The organism is Aeromonas popoffii (genome assembly GCF_037818705.1).
Taxonomy (GTDB): domain Bacteria; phylum Pseudomonadota; class Gammaproteobacteria; order Enterobacterales; family Aeromonadaceae; genus Aeromonas; species Aeromonas popoffii.
Genome location: NZ_CP149129.1, coordinates 2,964,748 through 2,983,198, shown reverse-complemented (window position 1 = coordinate 2,983,198; position 18,451 = coordinate 2,964,748). Strand labels below are relative to the sequence as shown.

Below are 18,451 nucleotides of genomic sequence, written 5' to 3'. Positions count from 1 at the left end.
GGGAGGCAGCATGAGTGAAATGACACTGCTCGAGGCGATCAATCTGGCGCTGCATCACGAGATGGAGCATGACCCCGATGTGGTGGTGCTCGGTGAGGACGTGGGGGTCAACGGCGGGGTGTTTCGCGCCACCGTCGGCCTGCGCGACAAGTTTGGTTTCAAGCGGGTGATCGATACGCCGCTCGCCGAGGGGCTGATCGCCGGGGTGGCCGTCGGCATGGCGACCCAGGGGCTCAAGCCGGTGGCCGAGTTCCAGTTTCAGGGCTTCATCTTTCCCGGCATGGAGCAGATCATCTGCCAGGCGGCGCGGATGCGTAACCGCACCCGTGGCCGCCTCTCCTGTCCCATCGTTTACCGCTCTCCTTATGGCGCCGGTATCCACTCGCCGGAGCATCACAGCGAGAGCGTCGAAGCCCTGTTTGCCCATATTCCGGGGCTGCGGGTCGTGATCCCCTCCAGTCCGAGGCGGGCCTATGGCTTGCTGCTGTCGGCCATTCGCGACCCGGATCCCGTGATGTTCTTCGAGCCTGATCGTATCTATCGCTCCATGAAGTCGGATGTGGTGGATGACGGTGTCGGCCTGCCGCTGGACGTCTGCTTCACCCTGCGGCCGGGACGGGATATCACCATGGTTGCGTGGGGAGCCTGCATCCAGGAGGTGATGCGAGCAGCGAGCCTGCTGGCGGAACAGGATATCCAGTGTGAAGTGCTGGATCTCGCCACCATCAAACCCCTCGACATGGAGAGCATTCTGGCCTCGGTGCGCAAGACGGGGCGTCTGCTGGTGGTGCATGAGGCGTGCGGCAGCTTCGGCGTGGGCGCAGAGATAGTGGCGCGGGTCACCGAGGAGGCGTTGACCTCTCTCAAGGCACCGCCAAGGCGCCTTACCGGGGTGGATGCCGCCGTGCCCTACTACCGCAACGAAGAGTATTACCTCATCACCGAGCAGGATATCGCGGACGCGGCTCATCAGCTGATGGAGAAGTGGCTATGAAATTTTTCAAATTACCGGATCTGGGCGAAGGCTTGGCCGAGGCCGAGATAGTCGAATGGAAGGTGAGTGCCGGCGATACAGTGAGTGTCGATCAGGTGCTGTTGTCGGTAGAAACCGCCAAGGCACTGGTGGATGTGCCCTCGCCGGTGGCGGGGGTGATCGCCAGGTTGTGCGGGCAGGAGGGCGACATACTCCACATCGGTGCGCCGCTGGTGGAGTTCGAAGGTGGCGAGGATGACGGCACTGTGGTTGGCAAGGTCAGTGCTCATCAACAGCATATTGAGGACCACTTCGTGGTGGGTGCCATAGCCCCAGGTGGCAGCCTGGTACAAGCCATGCCTGCCGTGCGCCTGCTGGCGCAAAAGTTGGGACTGGATATCGACCGGATCAAGGGCAGTGGCAGCGCCGGTATGGTGACAGAGCAGGACGTGCAGAGCGCCTTCGAAGCGCTGCAGAGCAGCGGCAACGAATTTCTCAAGGGCTCGCGCCGGGCCATGGCCAAGGCGATGGAACTCTCCCATCAGACAGTGGTGCCGGTCAGCATTACCGACGAGGTAGATCTGCGTCACTGGCGGCCGGATGAGGATGTGACGGTACGCCTCATCAAGGCCATTGGCGTTGCCTGTCGTGCTGAGCCCTCCATGAACGCCTGGTTTGACGGCGATACCCTCTCAAGGCGGCTGTTCAGCGAGGTCAACGTCGCCATCGCGGTGGACTCCCGGCATGGGCTCTATGTGCCAGTGATGGAGAACGTGGCAGAGCGGGAGGGGGCGGACATCCGGCAGGGGCTGGATCGCATGATCGCCGATGTGAAAGCGCGTGCCGTGCCGCGGGAGATGCTGCAGGGAGCGACCATCACCCTCACCAACTTCGGTGCTATCGCCGGTCGCTATGCCAGCCCCATAGTGACGCCACCTCAGGTCGCCATCATTGGCGCCGGCAAGTTGTTCGAGAAGGTGGTGTTCATCCACGGTGAGGCTCGTCCGGTCAGGGCACTGCCATTGTCGATGACGTTTGACCACAGAGCTTGCACTGGCGGTGAGGCTGCACGCTTCCTCAAGATCCTGGTTCAGGCACTGGAAGCTCCCGCGCTATAAACCCTTGTGCCCTGCCGTCGGCAGGGCACAAATTTGTTTGCGTAATCCCCAAAGCCACGTATAATCTAAATCAGCTTGAAAGGGCGAAAGTTATGTCAATGAATATGATGTTTTACATCTTTTCCTGTTGTTCATAAGTTAATCCCGTTTTTGAGCTTTATCCGCTGAAAAGCATAAGTAATTATTTGAATACAGGTTATAGATATGTCTAACATGATCACCGGTACCGTTAAGTTTTTCAACGAAACCAAAGGTTTTGGCTTCATCCAGCAAGAAAACGGCCCGGACGTTTTCGTTCACTTCAGCGCTATCAGCGGTAACGGTTTCCGTACCCTGGCTGAAGGTCAGCGCGTACAGTTCTCTGTGACCCAAGGTCAGAAAGGCCCGCAGGCTGAGAACGTAACTGCTCTGTAATTCTTACAGAATTTAAGAAAGCCGTGGTGCCTCTGGTTCCACGGCTTTTTGTTTATAGGGGTTTTTTAGGCTTGTATCGACCTCACTTTCACCGCCCTCTCTCACCATGATCCCATCGCTTCTACTGGCCGCCAGCCTGCTCATGTCCGTCGACACTGAGGCACAGAATGCGTTTGCCACCGAAGCGAAAGCCGTGTGTCAGCAATTTGTACAAGTTCGCCTGGGAAGCATGAGCATACCCGATGAGATCAAGGCTCAGCCTTTGCCGAAACGGGAAGGTGAATGGATGGTCGATGGCAAAATAAAAGGACCCGAAGGTCCTTTGTTGTTTGCCTGTCTGTTGCGGCAGGGCTCACGCTGGGAGTTGCTCAACTTTTCACTCTGGGCCCCGCAGGCGATCAAAGCGGTTTGAGTGCGACGATCAGATGCTGCAGATGCTCAACCATGGTCATGCCAAAAGGAGTCAGGTAGCCGCCATCTTCTGCGCTGATGAGACCTTGCTGATGCAGGCGTACAGCCGCCTGGCACAGCTCGTCAGACATGTCACTGCGCAACTTGATCCCCAGGCTCATGTTGGCCGGATCAAAGCATGCCAGTATTTTCAAGTCGTTTATAAAGTCGTTAGAAATCTGGTCGATCCCAATCATGAATGCACTCCTTACGCTAAAGATGTATGCAAACTAGCATTCCCGGATCCACTTTAGTGGGCGCTGGTTCAAACTATTGGGCTTTCTCTGGCGCCCCCCTGCCTGAACGCTGTTTTTTTGGGCATTGCCCTCCGATTTGAGCCGTGAAAATGTGAGTCCGCTCGCTAGCAGTCAAACATGATAGGATAAGGGCCTCCTTTGTCTTTCTGGCCGAACACAGTTGATCGGCCTTCCAGTTCAAGGCGTCCCTCATGGTTAAGATCACGCTAGTATCACTGCTTCACTCTCTCGGCCCCCGTTTCCCTGTCTATCCCACCTCTCTGTTGCTGCCGCTGCTTGACCAGCATCAGGGCGATGTCTGGCTGCCTGCAATCAAGGGATCGGATGTGGCCTCCTTGCGTCGGCATGGCAAGGGGGCGGCTGCGCAAACCCTGGCGCCGCTGACTGCGGGCTGGTGTGACTTTGCTGCCAGCGATGTCGGGGCGACCCCCGAGCTGGATGCCCTTGCCAACTATGACACCGAGATGATGGACAACCTGCTGATGTACTGGCATAGCCCGGCCAAGATAAACAGCCCGATCACCGATAATCTGTTCGAGCTGCGCCGCGAGGTGGTGGACGAGGCCCATGGCAGCAGACTGGCCAGCGCCTGGGAGCAGCAACAGCAATTGCGGTTCGAGCAGATCATGCAGGGCGTGCAGGCAGGGCGGGATCAACTCTGCTTCGTCGAGGTGGAGTCTGCCTACTGGTTGCGCCAGCGTTGCTGCGAGACGGTGGAGATCACCCTGGTAACGCCTGAACTGGGCTGACATCGCCGAAAAATAGGTGACCGATCTCTCATACTGGACAAGCTGTCAGCAAGATGTGAACATGGCGCCCTTTATTGAAAGAGAGACTTGGCCAATGAGCTATGAATTGAGCGAAACCGAGCGCAATGCTGCGCTGCAACTGAACGCTGACTACCGCTACGAGCACTTCATCAGCAAGCTGGTCGAGCACGAAGAGCTGTTCGTCCTGACCGACGAGCACGGTGTCATGATGCTGACCACCGACGATGAAGATTGCATTCCGGTATGGCCGCACCCCGAGTACGCCCAGGCGTGGGCCGAGGGTGAGTGGGCCGAGTGCAAGCCGCAGTCCATTACCCTCAAGGTGTGGCTGGAGCGCTGGGTCGACGGTATGGAGCAAGACGAGCTGTGTGTTGCCGTGTTCCCGACTCCGGATCAGGAAGGTATAGTGCTGGAGCCGGCCGACGTGGCCGACGCCATTGCCGAGAAGCAGGCCAAGCGCGCTTAATCGCTCCTGAGCTTCCCTTGCAACCCTGGTTGCAATAAAAAGACCCCGCCAACGTGCGGGGTCTTTTGTTTTCGGCTCTATGGGCTGCGTCTTTTTGGGGGCGAGCCCCATGACTGGGTGAGCAGCCTTAGTGCTGCTGGTAGCGGGTGTCGGTCAGGGTGACGGCGGGGAAGGTCTTGCCGCTCTTGATGGCTGCCCTGGTTTCCGCTTTCGCCTGCTCGTCAATCCAGAACAGGCCACCATAGCTGTAGCCGCTATTTCCGCCGTCGAGTGGCCAGTAGAGCTGCTCGCTCTTGGGGGGCGCCGGCACCTTGGGCAGTTTGATCCAGCGCCAGGCTCCTTCCCGGGTGTAGGGCACCTGATAGGCTGGCACGAAGCTGGCGAGCTCATAGAGCCGCTGCTGGATCTGCCGTGAAAGGGCCGCCTTTTTGGCAAAATCGAACTCCTTGTCGTACTGCTCCACCAGCGCCGTGATGGCGTCGTCATCGATGTTCATGATGTTGTTGGTTTGCGGCTTGTTGGCGTTGATCTTGTGGAAGAACTCCCAATAGGCGGGGTAGCGGCCGCCGCTCCAGGCCATCCAGGCGCTCTGGTGTTTCTTCTCCAGCATCGATTTGAAACCGGCCGAGGCATCCATCAGATTGAGCTCCAGATTAAGCCCTGCCTTCTTCGCCTCTTCTCGCAGCAAGGTGAGCCGCTGGGCATGTTCTGCGGTGGTGTAGGTGATGGAGAGGGTCAGTGATTGCCCTTTGTCATTTTGCAAAATCCCCTGCGGCCCCACCTTGTTGAAACCGGCTTTGGCAAAGTATTCCCGTGCCAGTTTGGGGTCGAACGGACGGGCCTTAAGCTCGCTGTTGGTAAACGCCCCCTGACCCGATCCATAGCTGTTGAGGCGCTGGTAATCCCCCCGCAGCAGGGTGGTGAGCATCTTGTCGATATTGAGGGCATGCTGGATGCCGAGTCGCACATCGAGATTGCTCAGCAGTGGATCGGCGGTGTTGAGATAGAGCCCCATTGGCGATTGCGGGGTCTGGTTGTAGAACCAGGCCCGCTCGATATAACCCTTCTCGAACGCCGCTGTTTTGGTCTTGTCGTGCCACCAGTTGGGCATGTTCAGCGGGAAGGTGTCGAGATCGCCGCGCAGGAAGTGTTGCCAGGCGATGTTCTGATCCCTGAGCACCTTGATCTCGATCCGCTCCGGATTGAAGCGATGCTGGAAATAGCGCTCGTCATCCCCCCACCAGTTTTCAATTCGCTTGAAGGTGACCGACTTGCCTTTTTTCAGCTGGTCGATCTGATAGGGGCCGGTGACCGGCAGCACCTTCCAGTTGTACTCCTTGACCCAGTTGTCGGTGAGCTTGATGGCGTGGCTCGGCTCCGGGCTGATGGGCAGCGACTCCAGCAGGTCCTGGCGGCTCTTTTCGGTACCGCTGGTGATGGCCAGGGTGTGATCGTCAAACTTGGTGATGTCGGTTATCTGGGTGCTGTAGTAGTTGTTGTACCAGGGGTCGTTGATCGCTTTGCTACGCATCATCTTGAGGGTAAAGAGCCAGTCATCGGCGGTGACTGGCTGGCCGTCTGACCAGCGTGCCTTGGGATTGATGCGAAAATAGAGGGTCTTGTTGTCGGCACCGAAGGCCCATTCGCTTGCCAGCATGGGCATGGGGTTGCCGGTCACCGGATGGGTGCTCAGCAGTGGCAGGTTGGTCTCCCGCACGTAGCCGGCAAACCCGCCGTTGGAGTCGGGGCCAAATTTGCGCAGGGTCAGGGGAAAGCTGGTCATAAAGGTGCGAAACGTGCCGCCGCGCTTGGCGGCCGGATCGGCATAGACCGGATCCGTGTTGTTGCTCTCCCATTTCAAGTCAGCGGGCAGTGTGGCACTCCAGCCAAACGGGCTCCAGCACAGCGTCAGGGTGATGGCGGTGGCGCGTATGAAGTGGGGGAGGCAACGCCCCCCGGCGGTGATGGTCGATGGCATATCCTTGCTCTCTCCTGATGGTCTGCTTCCTGCAGGTCACGCTTTGGTGACGCCAGTCCCGATGGGGGACTGGCTCATCATGAAAATTTAATCCTGTCAGGTCAATGGGATGACGTAAATAAGCGGGTGGTTATCAAGTTGCGCTCTGTGGTTTGAACCAGCGCAGTCGGCCACCCAGCAGATGGACCACAAAGCCGAGCAGTACCAGGCCAGCGCCCAGCCACTGCAAGGCGGTCGGGTGTTCATCAAGCAGGATAGCGGCCGCCACCAGGCCGACACAGGGGATCAGCAGGGAGAGCGGTGCTACCTGCGCTACCGGATAGCGCATCAGTAGCCGTCCCCACAGGCCGTAGCCAAGCCAGGTAGCAACATAAGAGAGATAGAGCACGCACAGTAATCCTTGCCAGCTGAAATTGAGCAAGCTGCTGGCAATGCGCTCCGGCCCCTCGAACAGCCAGGAGAGGGCGAAAAATGGCAATATCGGCACCAGACCAGCCCAGGCGATGAGGCTGGGTAGGGAGGTGTGATAACGCAGACCGATCTGGCGATTGATGACGTTGCCAAGACCCCAGCAGGCAGCGGCGCACAGTGTCAAGACGAAGCCGAGCAGGGTGAGGTTGCCCTCGCCGTTTGTGGCGATGAGATAGAGGCCGAACCCCGCCAAAGGCAGTGCTACCCAGTGGTGAGGCTGCCAGCGCTCCCCCAGCCAGATCATGGCAAACAGCAGGGTGAACACCACCTGGGATTGCAGCACCAGCGAGGCCATGCCCGCGGGCATACCGAACTTCATGGCACTGAAGAGAAACGCGAACTGGCCCAGACTGATGGCACCGCCATAGGCCAGCAGCCAGCGCCAGGGTATGGTGGGTTTGGGCACCAGCAAGATGGCGGGAAAGACCACGCCGATAAAGCGCAGCGCACCCAGCAGCAGGGGGGGAATGCCATCCAGCCCCCACTTGATGGCGACGAAGTTGAGCCCCCAGCAGAGGATGACCAGGGCGGCCAGACACTTGTCCTTGGTTTGCATGGTTGAAATCCTTGTCATCAGAGGGGCGGCGACTGGCGGTCCGCAGTTATCGGCAAGGGGGGGAGCATACCCTTGGGCATGTGGTGAGTGTCAAGGTGAAAGACCCGTTTGGGAGTTACTGGTAGAGGGGCCGGTGGCGGATCCTGGTGGCAAGGTCAGGGCAGATCAGGCCGCAACGCAGTGCAGGGTGATCCCCTTGGCCGCGATGGCCGCACGCATGGGGGCGGGCAGGGCATCGTCGGTGACCAGCACGGTGATCTGGCCCGGCGCGCCGAGCTGGCTCGGGTGGATGGCGCCAAATTTGCTGCTGTCGGTGATCACCACATTGGTCATCCCCTTGGCCAGCACGCTATTGACCACGTCTGCCCGCATCATGTCGCGGCCGGTAAAGCCCACCTCGGGGTGAAAACCGTCGACCCCGATAAAGGCCTTGGAGAAGTGCACCTGCTCGATACACAGGCGCGTCAGCGGCCCCACCACGCTTTCGCTCTGATGCTGGAACAGCCCGCCGAGCAGCACCACCTGAGCCGGGGTGTCCTTGAGCAGATGGGCGATATAGCTACTGATAGTGATGATGGTGACCCGTTTGTGCAGGGCCAGATGGCGGGCCAGCATGGCGTTGGCGCTGCCCCCTTCGATAAAGACCGTCTCGCCATCGTCCACCAGCTGGGCGGCCCGCTCGGCGAGGCGCTCCTTGAGCAGGTAGTTGATGTTCATCCGGGCATCCGGGTCATCGGTCTCCAGTGCCATGGCCGAGCCGTGTACCCGTCTGAGCAGTCCCTGTTTCTCCAGTGCGGTGAGGTCGTTGCGCACAGTCACCTCTGACACGCCTGTGTGTTGGGAGAGCTCACTCACGCTCATCTTGCGAGCCTGATGGACCAGCGTGAGGATCAGTTGGTGGCGTGGATTCATGGTGCGCTCGCATGCAAGGTGGTGGATAGCGGCAAGCCACCCGAGGGTGGCTTGCCAATCATATGACGTCACAGGCGCCATGGGGTGCGCCCCGTCAGAGACTGTGCTCGGTGCGGGCGATGATATCATCTTGTGCATCCGGGGATAAGGCGGTGAAGAAGGCCGAATAGCCCGCCACCCGCACCACCAGATCCCGGTACTGATCCGGATTGGCCTTGGCAGCCAGCAGGGTTTCGCGCGAGACGATGTTGTACTGCACGTGCCACCCCTTGTGCACCTCGAAGAAGGTGCGCAGCAGGCTCATCAGCTTGGTTTTGTCCCGCTCGTTCTCAAGGCTCGCCGGGCTCAGCTTCTGATTGAGCAGCACCCCGCCGAGGATAGCCGCCGTGGGCAGCTTGCCGATGGAGTTGAACACTGCCGTCGGGCCGAGACGATCGGAGCCTGACGAGGGGCTGGCCCCTTCCGCCAGCGGGGTGCGGGCGTGGCGACCATCCGGGGTGGCCAGGGTGGCCGCACCGAACGGCACGTTGGCGGAGATGGAGGAGGTGCCGGCGTAGTAGGTGCCGCCGATGGGGCCGCGCCCGAAGCGGGTGTTGTGCAGCCCCTTGAGCTCGTCGATGTAGCTCTGGTAAGCCTGCACCAGCAGCAGATCTACCTCGTCCAGATCGTTGCCATATTTGGGGGCGGCATTGGTGAGGCGCTGGCGCAACTGCTCCCCCGCCAGCCCGGCAAAGTCTTGCTCCAGCGCGGCAGCCAGCTCTTGCTGCCCCACCACACCCTGTTCGAACACCAGTTTCTTCAGGGCCGCCAGACTGTTGCCGAGGTTGGCAATCCCCACCTGCAGACCGGATACCCAGTCATAGACGGCGCCCCCCTCCTTGATGGTCTTGCCGCGCTCGATGCAGTCATCCACCAAGGTGCTGCAGAGGATGTCGTGGGCCTGCGCCTCCAGCACGCTGTCGACCACGCAGTCGATCTCGATGGATTTGCGGGTGAAGTAGCGCACCTGCTCATCCCAACGTGCCATCACCTCGTCAAAGTTGCCAAAGCTCCCGTCTCGCAGCGATTGGGTTTGGGGCAGGAATACCTGGCCTGTGGTGGCATCGCGGCCACCATCGAGGGAGGCCAGCAGGATGCGGGCGAAGTTGATAAAGCTCATGCCGGTGCAGCGGTAGCCCCACTTGCCGGGCACGGCGGTCTCGATGCAGCCGATGGCGGCGTAGTGGTGGGCATCCTCCACGCTCACCCCGAGCTTGATGAACTCGGGGATCACCACCTCGTCGTTGTTGAAGGCGGGCATGCCAAAGCCGCAGCGGATCACCTGAATGCAGGCGTCGAGGAAATCCTCGCTCATCCCGGCGTGGTAGCGCACCGAGAGGTTGGGCTGGGTCGAGCGCAATTGGCCGCAGGACTCCAGAATCGCGTAGGAGAGGCCGTTGACCGCGTCATGGGCCGCGCCATCGCGCCAGTTCTGGCCGCCAATGGTGACGTTTTGATAGAGGGGGCTGCCGGCAGAGGCCTTGGAGTGGGTGCCGGAGCGGATCTTGTTCACCTCCAGCAGTTTCAGCCAGCACCCTTGCAGCATCTCGATGGCGCGGGGGCGTGACAGGGATTCTGACAGCTCCACCTCGCGGCGATACCAGGGGTAGAGGTATTGATCCATCCGGCCAAACGACACCGAGTGGCCGTTGGATTCGATCTGCAGGATGAGCTGGATAAAGTAGCAGAGTTGCAGCGCCTGCCAGAAAGTTTCGGGGGGCTGGTGGGCGATGTGGGCGCAGTTGAGCGCTATGGTCTCAAGCTCGCTTCGGCGCTCGGGGCGCGGTTCTTGCGCAGCCATGTCGCTGGCCATCTCGTGGGCAAGAGTGGCGTAGCGCGCGATGTGATCGCTGACCGCATCCAGGGTGATGGCGACGGCGTGCAGGAACTGCTCACGTTGCAGATCGGCCCAATCCGCCAGATCCAGCCGACTGCGCCGCTCGGCCACCTTGGCCTTGAAGCCATCGAGACCCAGCGTGAGCAGCTCCTCATAGTTGACCGCAAGGTGGGCATCCCCCGAGGTCATGTTGCCCTCGGCCTTGATGATACCGCTCTCCAGCAGTGCTTTCTGCTCGTCGGTAAAGAGGCCGAAGCAGCGATCCTGCACTGTCTGGCCACGCCAGAAGGGGGTGAGGGCGTGGATGATCTCCTTGTCGGTTTCGCTGACCGCAAAACCGGCGCCAGGTCTGTCTGCCAGCTCGTCTATTTCCTTCTCAATCCAGCTCACCGTGTACTCGGGAAAGAGCGGCGCTGCCCGTACCTGACTGGCCTGATTGCCGACGATAAGCTCGTCGTGCTTGATCCAGATGGTGCGCTCCTTGAGGTGATGGGCCAGCGCCAGGGCGCGGCGCACCGGCAGCGGCCGGGCGAGATGAGCCTGATAGGCCTGCGTGTAGTGGCGGGCACGCTCGGTGCAGACCGGTGGCTGAACGATGTGGATCAGGCTCTCTTTGTGGGCGCGGATCCGCGGGCTGAGGGTATTGAGGTCGAGCTGGGTCATGATCTTATCCTCTGGTCACAGGGGTCAGCCCCTGACGTTGGGCGTATGCGTGGGCAAAGCTGAGTAAATCGGGGTCGTCGAGTGGTGTCTCCGGCGCCTGATAGGGCAGATCCAGCAGGGCATATTTGCCCATCCCCAGGGTGTGGTAGGGGAGGAAGTGGATCTCCTGCACAGTGCCGAGACTGGCGGCGGTGTCGGTGATGGCGGTGATCGATGCGCGGTCGGCATTGAAGCCGGGAATGAGCGGCACCCGGATCTGCATCGGCACGCCGTGCTCGGCGAGGCGTTTGAGGTTTGCGATGGGCAGCTCCACCTTGCCGCGGGTCCAGTTGAAGAAACGCGCTTTATCCACGTGTTTGAGATCCGCCAGCACCAGATCCAGTGAGGGGAGGCTTGGCTCAATCTGGTGCCAGGGCACATGCAGGCAGCTCTCGACCGCCGTGTGCAGCCCTTCTGCCTTGCAACGGGCCAGCAGGGCGGCGGCAAAGTCGGGCTGCATAAACGGCTCGCCACCGGAGAGGGTGACACCACCGCCGCTGCGCTCGAAGAAGGGGCGATCCCGCAGTATGGTGTCCATCAGGATGTCCAGCGTTTCATCCCGGCCACACACCTGCAGCGCTTCGCTGGGGCAGAGGCCACGCAGCCGTTCCCTATCCTGTGCACTGAGGGCAGAGCGGGTGAGCTGAATGCCTTCGCTGTCATGCAAGATTGCCGGACAGGCCTGGCTGCAGAGCTGGCATCCCTCGATGCATTGACGCCGGTCGAGCAAGATGTCCGGCTGGGGAGAGCGGCTTTCCGGGTTCTGACACCACAGGCAGGCCAGCGAACACCCCTTGAGAAACACCAGGGTGCGAATGCCGGGGCCATCGTGAGTTGAATATCGTTGCAGGTCGAAAATCATACCGCCTCCTTTTGTTTTTCATTCTATTTGCTTTCATTCGAAAGTTGATTTGATTTTGATCAAGCAATTCGCAGATGTTTTGTCGCTAGAATGGCGACATATTGAACATCCCGTTAAGGAGTTAGAGATGGAGCTGTATCTCGATACCGCCGATGTGGCGGCAGTGCGTCGCTGGTCACGGATCCTGCCGTTGGCCGGTGTCACCACCAACCCTTCCATTACCGCCGCCGGGGGATTGCCGCTGAGAGAGCTGCTGCCCGCTCTGCGCGACGTGCTGGGGCCCAAGGCTCGGTTGTTTGCCCAGGTGATGGCCAAAACCGAAACCGAGATGGTGCGCGAGGCGTTCGCCCTGCGTGAGCTGGACCCGGATCTGGTGATCAAGATCCCGGTATGTGCAGAGGGATTGGCGGCCATCAAGAGCCTGACCGCCAGCGGCGTGCCGACCCTGGGTACCGCGGTCTATACCCCGCTGCAAGGCTGGCTGGCGGCGGTGGCGGGGGCGGAATATGTCGCTCCCTACGTTAACCGGCTGGACGCTCAGGGCGGCGATGGCATCGCCACCGTGCAGGAGCTGCAACAGCTGCTTGAGCTGCACGCACCGAACAGCAAGGTGCTGGCGGCGTCATTCCGTACTCCCCGTCAGGCGCTTGACTGCCTGCTGGCCGGTTGCCAATCCATCACCCTGCCGCTCGATGTGGCCGAACAGTTGCTGACTGTACCTGCGGTGGATGCGGCATTGGCGAAGTTTGACCAAGATTGGCAGCGGGCTTTTGCCTGAGGTGAGAGGTCTGATTGAGGGAACATAGAGGTGGTGCGGCTGGCGGACTAAGCTATAGAGGACAGCCCGGTTTGACGGGCTGATGTCGATGGCTTACCGGAGGTGCCTCATGAGCGACCATCCCCTACTGCCCCATGGTGAAGATCTGCGTCGCGCTGTGCGCTGGCTCAGCGAGCACCGTCAACACGACATCCGGGCCATCGAAGAGGCCTGTATCCGCTTTGACCTGTCACCGCTGGATGAGGAGTTTCTTATCCTGCATTGCGTCGAGCGGTCCCGGGAGGAGGGGACCAACTAGACGAAGTGGGCGAGGCTGATGCCAAACTCCTTGGGATCGACCGTGCTTTCTATGCTCTCCTGTACTCCGGATTTCGCCAGATCCAGCCACTGTACATCGAGATAGTGGCGTTGGGTGGCGTGATAGATCACCTTGACCACCGGCTTGAGCGGCTGCTGCTCGTTGCGCTGCATCACGATAGCCAACCGCTGGTTGGAGAGCTGTACCAGCGTCCCCACCGGATAAACCCCCATGCACTTGATGAACTTGGTCACCAGCCCCCGATCGAAATGATGGTCGGCCCCCTTGAGCAGGATCCGGAATGCCTGGGTCGGCTGCATCCCCTGTTTGTAGACCCGATCTGCCGTCACGGCGTCGTAGACATCGACGATGCCGCTCATGCGGGTATGAAGAGAGAGTTGATCTCCCTTGAGGTGGCTGGGATAACCCGTGCCATCGAGCCGCTCGTGGTGATTGGCGGCGACTTCCAGCATGGTGGCCGTGATGCCGGGGGTTTGGCTGAGGATGTCGTAACTGTGTACTACATGCTGGCGCATGATGGTGAACTCTTCATCGGTCAGCTTGCCCGGTTTGTTGAGCACTTCATCCGGGGTCATGATTTTGCCCACATCGTGCAGCAGGCCCCCCAGGGTCAGCTCTTTGAGCACACTGCGTTCCAACCCCAGATAGCGGCCGAAGTTGGCGAGCAGAATGGCCACGTTCATGGAGTGCTCCATCAGGTAGGCATCCTTGGCACGAATGCGGGCCAGACAGAGCATGGCATCGCCGTGGGTGAACATGGTGTCCACCATATCTTCGGCCACTGCGGCCAGCGGGGTGATGTCGATGGGTTCACCCGCCTTGAGCTGGCGGATGAACTTGCCTTGCAGTTCGCGGGCTTCCTGGTAGAGACGGCGGATCTTGAGTTCGCGGCCCTCGCCGTTGGCACTGCCTGCCGTGCGTTGGGATGACGCTGACAAGGTAGCCGGGTCGGGGGAGATTATCTGCTCTATGCCAGCCAGCTTGCTGCGGGCGAGATCCACGCGCACCGTTAGCACACCGCGCCGGACCAGGTCATCGATCTGCTGACGGGTGGTCACCAGCCCCATCTGGGCGATCTCCATGCCACCTGTCTGGCTGATGATGGCGATCACGTACATGCCGGCTTGCAGCTGGTTGACGGGAATGACTGGATGAGGAGTGTGCGACTTCATTCGGCTTCCTGACTTTATTATTATGCGTAACATTAGGCCCTCTGCAGGCAGTCTAACACCCGCGCCGGGCTTCGTCATGACGACATGGTCTGCATCACTACCGCTTAGTGCTGGAGTTGTTGCCCTCGGCCTATATAATGACGCCCCTTTATTGATGGACTCTGAGGTTGTGCATGCGGCTCGATAAATTTCTTTGCGATTGTTCCGATTTGACCCGGTCCCTGGCGGGCAAGCTGATCCGGCAGGGAGAGGTCACGGTGGACGGCATAGTGGTCAAACAACCCGCTTTCCACATCAACGAGCAGAGCCAGGTCGAATTCGACGGCGTCATGCTGACGCTGGATCAGCGCAATCGCTACTTCATGCTGCACAAACCGGAAGGGTACGTCTGCTCCAACGAGGATCCGGATCATCCAACCGTCTTCTTCCTGATGGACGAGCCCGCCATGGGCAAGTTGCACGTGGTTGGCCGACTCGATCTTGACACCACGGGTCTGGTGCTGGTCACCGACGATGGCAAATGGTCCCACCGCATCACCTCGCCGCGCCATGAGTGTGCCAAGACCTACCATGTCTGGCTGGCCGACCCGGTGCATCAGGATGCCATCTCCCTGTTTGCCGATGGTGTCTTCCTGCGCAACGAATCCGAGAAGACCCGTCCCGCCCAGCTGGACATTCTGGGGGAGTGCGAGGCACGCCTCACCATCCATGAAGGCAAGTATCATCAGGTGAAGCGGATGTTTGCCTCCATCGGCAACAAGGTAGTGGAGTTGCATCGGGAGCGGATCGGCGCACTGACGTTGGATGACGCGCTGGCACCGGGCGAGTACCGCGAGCTGACGGCCGAGGAAATCGCCCAGTTCTAGTCACCCGACTCGGCAACGAAAGTCCGGTGATGCTGCGACGGGGCTAATCGACGCTGCAGCTCACCTCTGGTCGAGGGTGCGAATAGCGAAGTACATGCGGCTTGGGGTGTTAACCCCGGCGCTGACGTTAAGCCGCGTTAGCCCGCCCCCAGCACCATGGTCGTACCCAGTGTGGCCAGCAGGGCGCCCGCCCAGGCCGTGAGGGAGGGGCGCTGGCCCGAGTGCCACCACAGCAGGGGCAGCAGAATGACAGGCGTAGTGGAGGAGAGGATCGCCACCATGCCGACGTCTCCCTGACGCAAGGCGACCAGGATGAGCGTCATCCCCATGGCCATCGCCAGGAAGCCGTTGATACCAATCATCCCCAGTACCTGACGGTTAATGGGGTTGTGCGGCAGTGACAGCGGTACCCGCAGCGCCCGCAAGGTGCAGTGGGCCAACAGGGCGCTGCCCATGCGGATGCCGGAAGCGCTCACTGCATCCACGCTGCCACTCATCATCACTGGCTTGGCGATGATGGCGCCCAGACTCTGACAGAAGGCGGCCGTCAGACCCAGACCTATGCCTATGGCGAGATGCCCGCGCACCTGTTCCCACTCGTTGTGTTCATTGCCGCCACGCCGGCCGAACAAAATGGCGAGCATGACGCCGGCAAACACCAGCAAGGCCCCCACCAGTCGCCAGCCACCGAGCTGCTCGCCAAACAACCAGAGGCCGAGCAGGGCGGAGAAGAGAGCATGGCAGGAGAACAGCAAGCCGCTGCGCCTGGGGCCCAACCGGTTCATGCAGGCAAACAGGGCGGTATCGCCGACGAAGATGCCGATAAGGCCCGACAATGCCAGCAGGGGCAGGGCGCTCTCGGTGAGAGATTGCCAGCCGCCGGTGGCGAGGCTGACGGAGCCCAGCATCAGGCTGACCAGAAACATGCGCCAGCGGCTGTAGGCAAAAGCCCCCAGGTGACGGGCCGGTTTGACGGAGATCAGGGCCGCCACTGCCCACAAACTGGCCGCTGCCAGCGCCAGCCACTCATACCCCATAACAACTCCTGAAAATGTAGCCAGATGAAAGACGCATCAGGCCGTTACCGGCGACAGCCACTCGCACCTCATAAAAACTACGGAAAAAAATCGCCCGCAAGACTCCATCTCTTGAGCAAGCCCGATACAATACGGGGCGTCTTTGGGGATAACAAGCGCAGCATCATGCATTCGTATTCAGGCGCGCTGCCGGCCTTCCCCCTTCTTGAAATAAAGTGAATTGAACGAGGTGTATGTCATGGTTTTGTGCCCCGCTTCCCGGCCCGCCCGCCGCTGGCTCTCTCCCTTGCTGCTGGGCCTGTTGATGGCCCCTTCATTGCAGGCCACCACTGTGTCCCAAGAGCCCGTGTTGTCGGACCGCCAGACCCTGGTCAAGGGCAATGGCGCCGAGCCGGAATCCCTCGACCCGGCCCAGATCCGATCCGGTTTTCCGGGTGAGGTCGTGCTGGTGGACTTGTTCGAGGGGCTGGTGAGCGAAGATGGTCAGGGCAAGATAGTGCCGGCTCAGGCCCAGCGCTGGGAGAGCAGTGACGATGGGCTGGTCTGGCGCTTCTTCCTGCGCCCGCAGCTCACGTGGTCCAACGGTGAGCCGCTCGGCGCGCAGGACTTTGTCTATGCCTGGCGGCGACTGCTGGATCCGGCGCAGGGCTCACCTTCCGCCGGGCTGTTGCTGGCGACCGGTATCAACAATGCCCAGTCCATCTACGCAGGGGCGCTGGATCTCAATACCCTGGGGGTGGAGGCCGAGAGCGAGCAGATCCTGAAAGTGACTCTGGAGCGGCCGGTGCCCTACTTCTTGCAGCTGGTCAGTCAGCGTCCCTTCGTACCGGTTAACGAGAAGGCTATCAACCAGTTTGGCAAGCAGTGGACCCAGCCGGGCAAGCTGGTCAGCAACGGCGCCTACAAGCTGGTGAACTGGGTGCCCAACGAGCGCATCGAGGCAGAGCGCAACGCCCAGTATTGGGATGATGCCCATACCCGGATCCAGCGGGTCACCTATCTGCCGCTTGCCTCCCAACACGCCGAGCGGCTGCACTATGAGGCGGGCGAGATCCAGCTCACCAACAAGGTGGCACAGGAGTATTACCAGAAGACCAAGGAAGCGACCCCCGAGCGGATCTGGAGCCTGCCGCTGCTCGGCACCTATCTTTATACCTTCAACCTGCGTCGCCCCGAGTTGCAGGATGTGCGGGTGCGCCAGGCGCTGGCGATGACCATAGACCGACATGTGCTGACCGAGAAGGTCAGCGGTCAGGGTGAACAAGCTGCCTGGTCACTGCTGCCCACCATGCCGGGCTATGAGGCGCTGAGCTCACCGCTGGCCTTGCAGGATCAGCCAACCCGGCTTGCAGAGGCGACCGCGCTGCTTGCGCAGGCGGGTTACAACAGCGCTCATCCCCTCAAGCTGACGCTGACTTACAACACCTCGGAAAATCACAAGAAGCTGGCGTTGGCGGTGGCCGCTATGTGGAAGCCGCTGGGGGTGGAAGTCGTGCTCAATAACATGGAGTGGAACGCCTATCAGGTGGCCAAAGACAGCGGGGACTTCATGCTGGCTCGCTCCTTCCTGTTCGGGGATTACGTGGAGCCTTCATCCATGCTCAACAGCTTCCGTTGCCAAGATCCCCAGAACGAGAGTGGCTACTGCAATCCGGCCTTTGACGGCTTGTTGCAGCAGGCCTCGGATACCCTGAATGGTAACGTCAGGGTCGGGCTCTACCAACAGGCCGAACAGTTGCTGATGGATGAGATGCCCGCCATTCCCATCTATCACTACAACCAGATGCGGTTGGTGGATCCCACCCTGCGTGGCTTGCCCGTTCAGAATCTCAAGGGGGCGATCGCCACCAAGGATCTCTATTTCAGTCAGCCGTGAGGAACGAGCGATGAAGATTGCCATTATGTCGGACCTGCACGGCAGCCTGAGTGCCCTGGAGCTGGTGCTTGACCAGCTTTCCACCTGGCAGCCTGATCACTATCTGTTGCTCGGCGACGTGCTCAACCACGGCCCGCGCAATCCGGTACCGCCGGGTTATGCCCCCGCGGCTGTGGCCGAGCGGCTTAATCAGCTGGCGCCGCAAATCATGGCGGTGCGTGGTAATTGCGACTCGGAAGTGGATCAGATGCTGCTGGATTTCCCCATGATGGCCCCCTACAACCAGTTGCTGGTGGATGGCCGACGCTGGTTTGTCAGCCATGGTCATCTCTATCGCCCGGAGGCGGTGCCGCTGCCGGCAGGCAGCTTGTTTATCAGCGGTCATACCCATATGCCCGTGTTGCAGCGAGAAGGGGAGCTGGTGCTGATGAATCCGGGATCCATCTGTTTTCCACGTGCAGAGCTGGCGGCAACCTATGGCCGCTATGAAGACGGTGTATTGGGCATCCATGCCTGTGCGGATAGCGAGGCCTTGCTGCGTCTGAACTTGTAAGGTGTGTGGCGAGGGTGCAGATTAGGGACGGCTGTAAGGGGAAAC

The 18,451-nt window shown here is 60.4% G+C and carries 19 protein-coding genes; 11 read left to right on the top strand and 8 right to left on the bottom strand.

Going from position 1 to position 18,451, the window contains the following annotated elements:
- Positions 1–10: 10 nt before the first annotated feature.
- The 4 genes from WJM78_RS13555 (at position 11) to WJM78_RS13540 (ending at position 2,917) form a co-directional block, all read left to right on the top strand.
- The gene (locus WJM78_RS13555) at positions 11–994 is read left to right on the top strand and encodes an alpha-ketoacid dehydrogenase subunit beta (protein ID WP_042036401.1); all 984 of its coding nucleotides are present in this window, start codon (positions 11–13) and stop codon (positions 992–994) included.
- Complete coding sequence (locus WJM78_RS13550) at positions 991–2,091, top strand: dihydrolipoamide acetyltransferase family protein (protein ID WP_275929969.1); 1,101 nt, start codon at positions 991–993, stop codon at positions 2,089–2,091. The genes WJM78_RS13555 and WJM78_RS13550 overlap by 4 nt, the downstream gene beginning before the upstream one ends.
- 204 nt (positions 2,092–2,295) lie before the next feature.
- Positions 2,296–2,505, top strand: coding sequence for a cold-shock protein (locus WJM78_RS13545; protein ID WP_005331438.1), 210 nt, complete (start codon positions 2,296–2,298; stop codon positions 2,503–2,505).
- Positions 2,506–2,611: 106 nt separating this feature from the next.
- Positions 2,612–2,917 carry a hypothetical protein gene (locus tag WJM78_RS13540; RefSeq protein ID WP_042036407.1) on the top strand — a complete coding sequence of 102 codons (306 nt, stop codon included), beginning with the start codon at positions 2,612–2,614 and terminating at the stop codon, positions 2,915–2,917.
- Here the strand turns inward: WJM78_RS13540 and WJM78_RS13535 are convergent.
- On the bottom strand, positions 2,904–3,152 hold the full coding sequence (locus WJM78_RS13535; RefSeq protein ID WP_042036408.1) for a TIGR02647 family protein: 249 nt from the start codon (positions 3,150–3,152) through the stop codon (positions 2,904–2,906). The genes WJM78_RS13540 and WJM78_RS13535 overlap by 14 nt on opposite strands.
- A 251-nt stretch (positions 3,153–3,403) precedes the next feature.
- Between WJM78_RS13535 and WJM78_RS13530 the strand changes: the two genes are divergently transcribed.
- Positions 3,404–3,961: a hypothetical protein gene (locus WJM78_RS13530; protein ID WP_275929968.1), complete on the top strand. Its 558-nt coding sequence runs from the start codon at positions 3,404–3,406 to the stop codon at positions 3,959–3,961.
- A 94-nt stretch (positions 3,962–4,055) separates the two neighbouring features.
- Positions 4,056–4,448, top strand: coding sequence for a DUF2750 domain-containing protein (locus WJM78_RS13525; RefSeq protein WP_042036410.1), 393 nt, complete (start codon positions 4,056–4,058; stop codon positions 4,446–4,448).
- Between the two features lie 127 nt (positions 4,449–4,575).
- Here WJM78_RS13525 and WJM78_RS13520 read toward each other — a convergent pair whose 3' ends face one another.
- The 5 genes from WJM78_RS13520 to WJM78_RS13500 form a co-directional block, all read right to left on the bottom strand.
- A complete protein-coding gene (locus WJM78_RS13520) occupies positions 4,576–6,426 on the bottom strand; it encodes an extracellular solute-binding protein (protein ID WP_339009853.1) in 1,851 nt (616 codons plus the stop codon).
- 133 nt (positions 6,427–6,559) lie between these two features.
- Positions 6,560–7,453: an EamA family transporter gene (locus tag WJM78_RS13515; protein WP_339009851.1), complete on the bottom strand. Its 894-nt coding sequence runs from the start codon at positions 7,451–7,453 to the stop codon at positions 6,560–6,562.
- A 165-nt stretch (positions 7,454–7,618) separates the two neighbouring features.
- A complete protein-coding gene (locus tag WJM78_RS13510) occupies positions 7,619–8,365 on the bottom strand; it encodes a DNA-binding transcriptional regulator YciT (RefSeq protein ID WP_339009850.1) in 747 nt (248 codons plus the stop codon).
- Between the two features lie 94 nt (positions 8,366–8,459).
- Positions 8,460–10,904: a formate C-acetyltransferase/glycerol dehydratase family glycyl radical enzyme gene (locus tag WJM78_RS13505; RefSeq protein WP_339009849.1), complete on the bottom strand. Its 2,445-nt coding sequence runs from the start codon at positions 10,902–10,904 to the stop codon at positions 8,460–8,462.
- A 4-nt stretch (positions 10,905–10,908) separates the two neighbouring features.
- Positions 10,909–11,805, bottom strand: a complete 897-nt coding sequence (locus WJM78_RS13500; RefSeq protein WP_339009848.1) for a glycyl-radical enzyme activating protein — start codon at positions 11,803–11,805, stop codon at positions 10,909–10,911.
- Between the two features lie 127 nt (positions 11,806–11,932).
- Between WJM78_RS13500 and fsa the strand changes: the two genes are divergently transcribed.
- Positions 11,933–12,583, top strand: a complete 651-nt coding sequence (gene fsa / locus WJM78_RS13495) for a fructose-6-phosphate aldolase (RefSeq protein ID WP_339009847.1) — start codon at positions 11,933–11,935, stop codon at positions 12,581–12,583.
- A 109-nt stretch (positions 12,584–12,692) separates the two neighbouring features.
- Complete coding sequence (locus WJM78_RS13490; protein ID WP_339009845.1) at positions 12,693–12,881, top strand: hypothetical protein; 189 nt, start codon at positions 12,693–12,695, stop codon at positions 12,879–12,881.
- Here WJM78_RS13490 and WJM78_RS13485 read toward each other — a convergent pair.
- Positions 12,878–14,074: an HD-GYP domain-containing protein gene (locus WJM78_RS13485; RefSeq protein ID WP_339009843.1), complete on the bottom strand. Its 1,197-nt coding sequence runs from the start codon at positions 14,072–14,074 to the stop codon at positions 12,878–12,880. The genes WJM78_RS13490 and WJM78_RS13485 overlap by 4 nt on opposite strands.
- 173 nt (positions 14,075–14,247) lie before the next feature.
- On the opposite strand from WJM78_RS13485, the gene rsuA reads away from it, so the two are divergent.
- Positions 14,248–14,940, top strand: coding sequence for a 16S rRNA pseudouridine(516) synthase RsuA (gene rsuA, locus WJM78_RS13480; protein ID WP_339009842.1), 693 nt, complete (start codon positions 14,248–14,250; stop codon positions 14,938–14,940).
- Between the two features lie 137 nt (positions 14,941–15,077).
- Here the strand turns inward: rsuA and WJM78_RS13475 are convergent, their stop codons facing one another.
- Positions 15,078–15,977 (bottom strand): DMT family transporter, encoded by a 900-nt coding sequence (locus WJM78_RS13475; protein ID WP_108536429.1) that lies wholly within the window; start codon positions 15,975–15,977, stop codon positions 15,078–15,080.
- Between the two features lie 238 nt (positions 15,978–16,215).
- On the opposite strand from WJM78_RS13475, the gene WJM78_RS13470 reads away from it, so the two are divergent.
- Both WJM78_RS13470 and yfcE read left to right on the top strand, forming a co-directional pair.
- Positions 16,216–17,853, top strand: coding sequence for a peptide ABC transporter substrate-binding protein (locus WJM78_RS13470; protein WP_339009840.1), 1,638 nt, complete (start codon positions 16,216–16,218; stop codon positions 17,851–17,853).
- A gap of 10 nt (positions 17,854–17,863) precedes the next feature.
- A complete protein-coding gene (gene yfcE / locus WJM78_RS13465; RefSeq protein WP_339009838.1) occupies positions 17,864–18,406 on the top strand; it encodes a phosphodiesterase in 543 nt (180 codons plus the stop codon).
- The last annotated feature ends 45 nt before the right edge of the window (positions 18,407–18,451 follow it).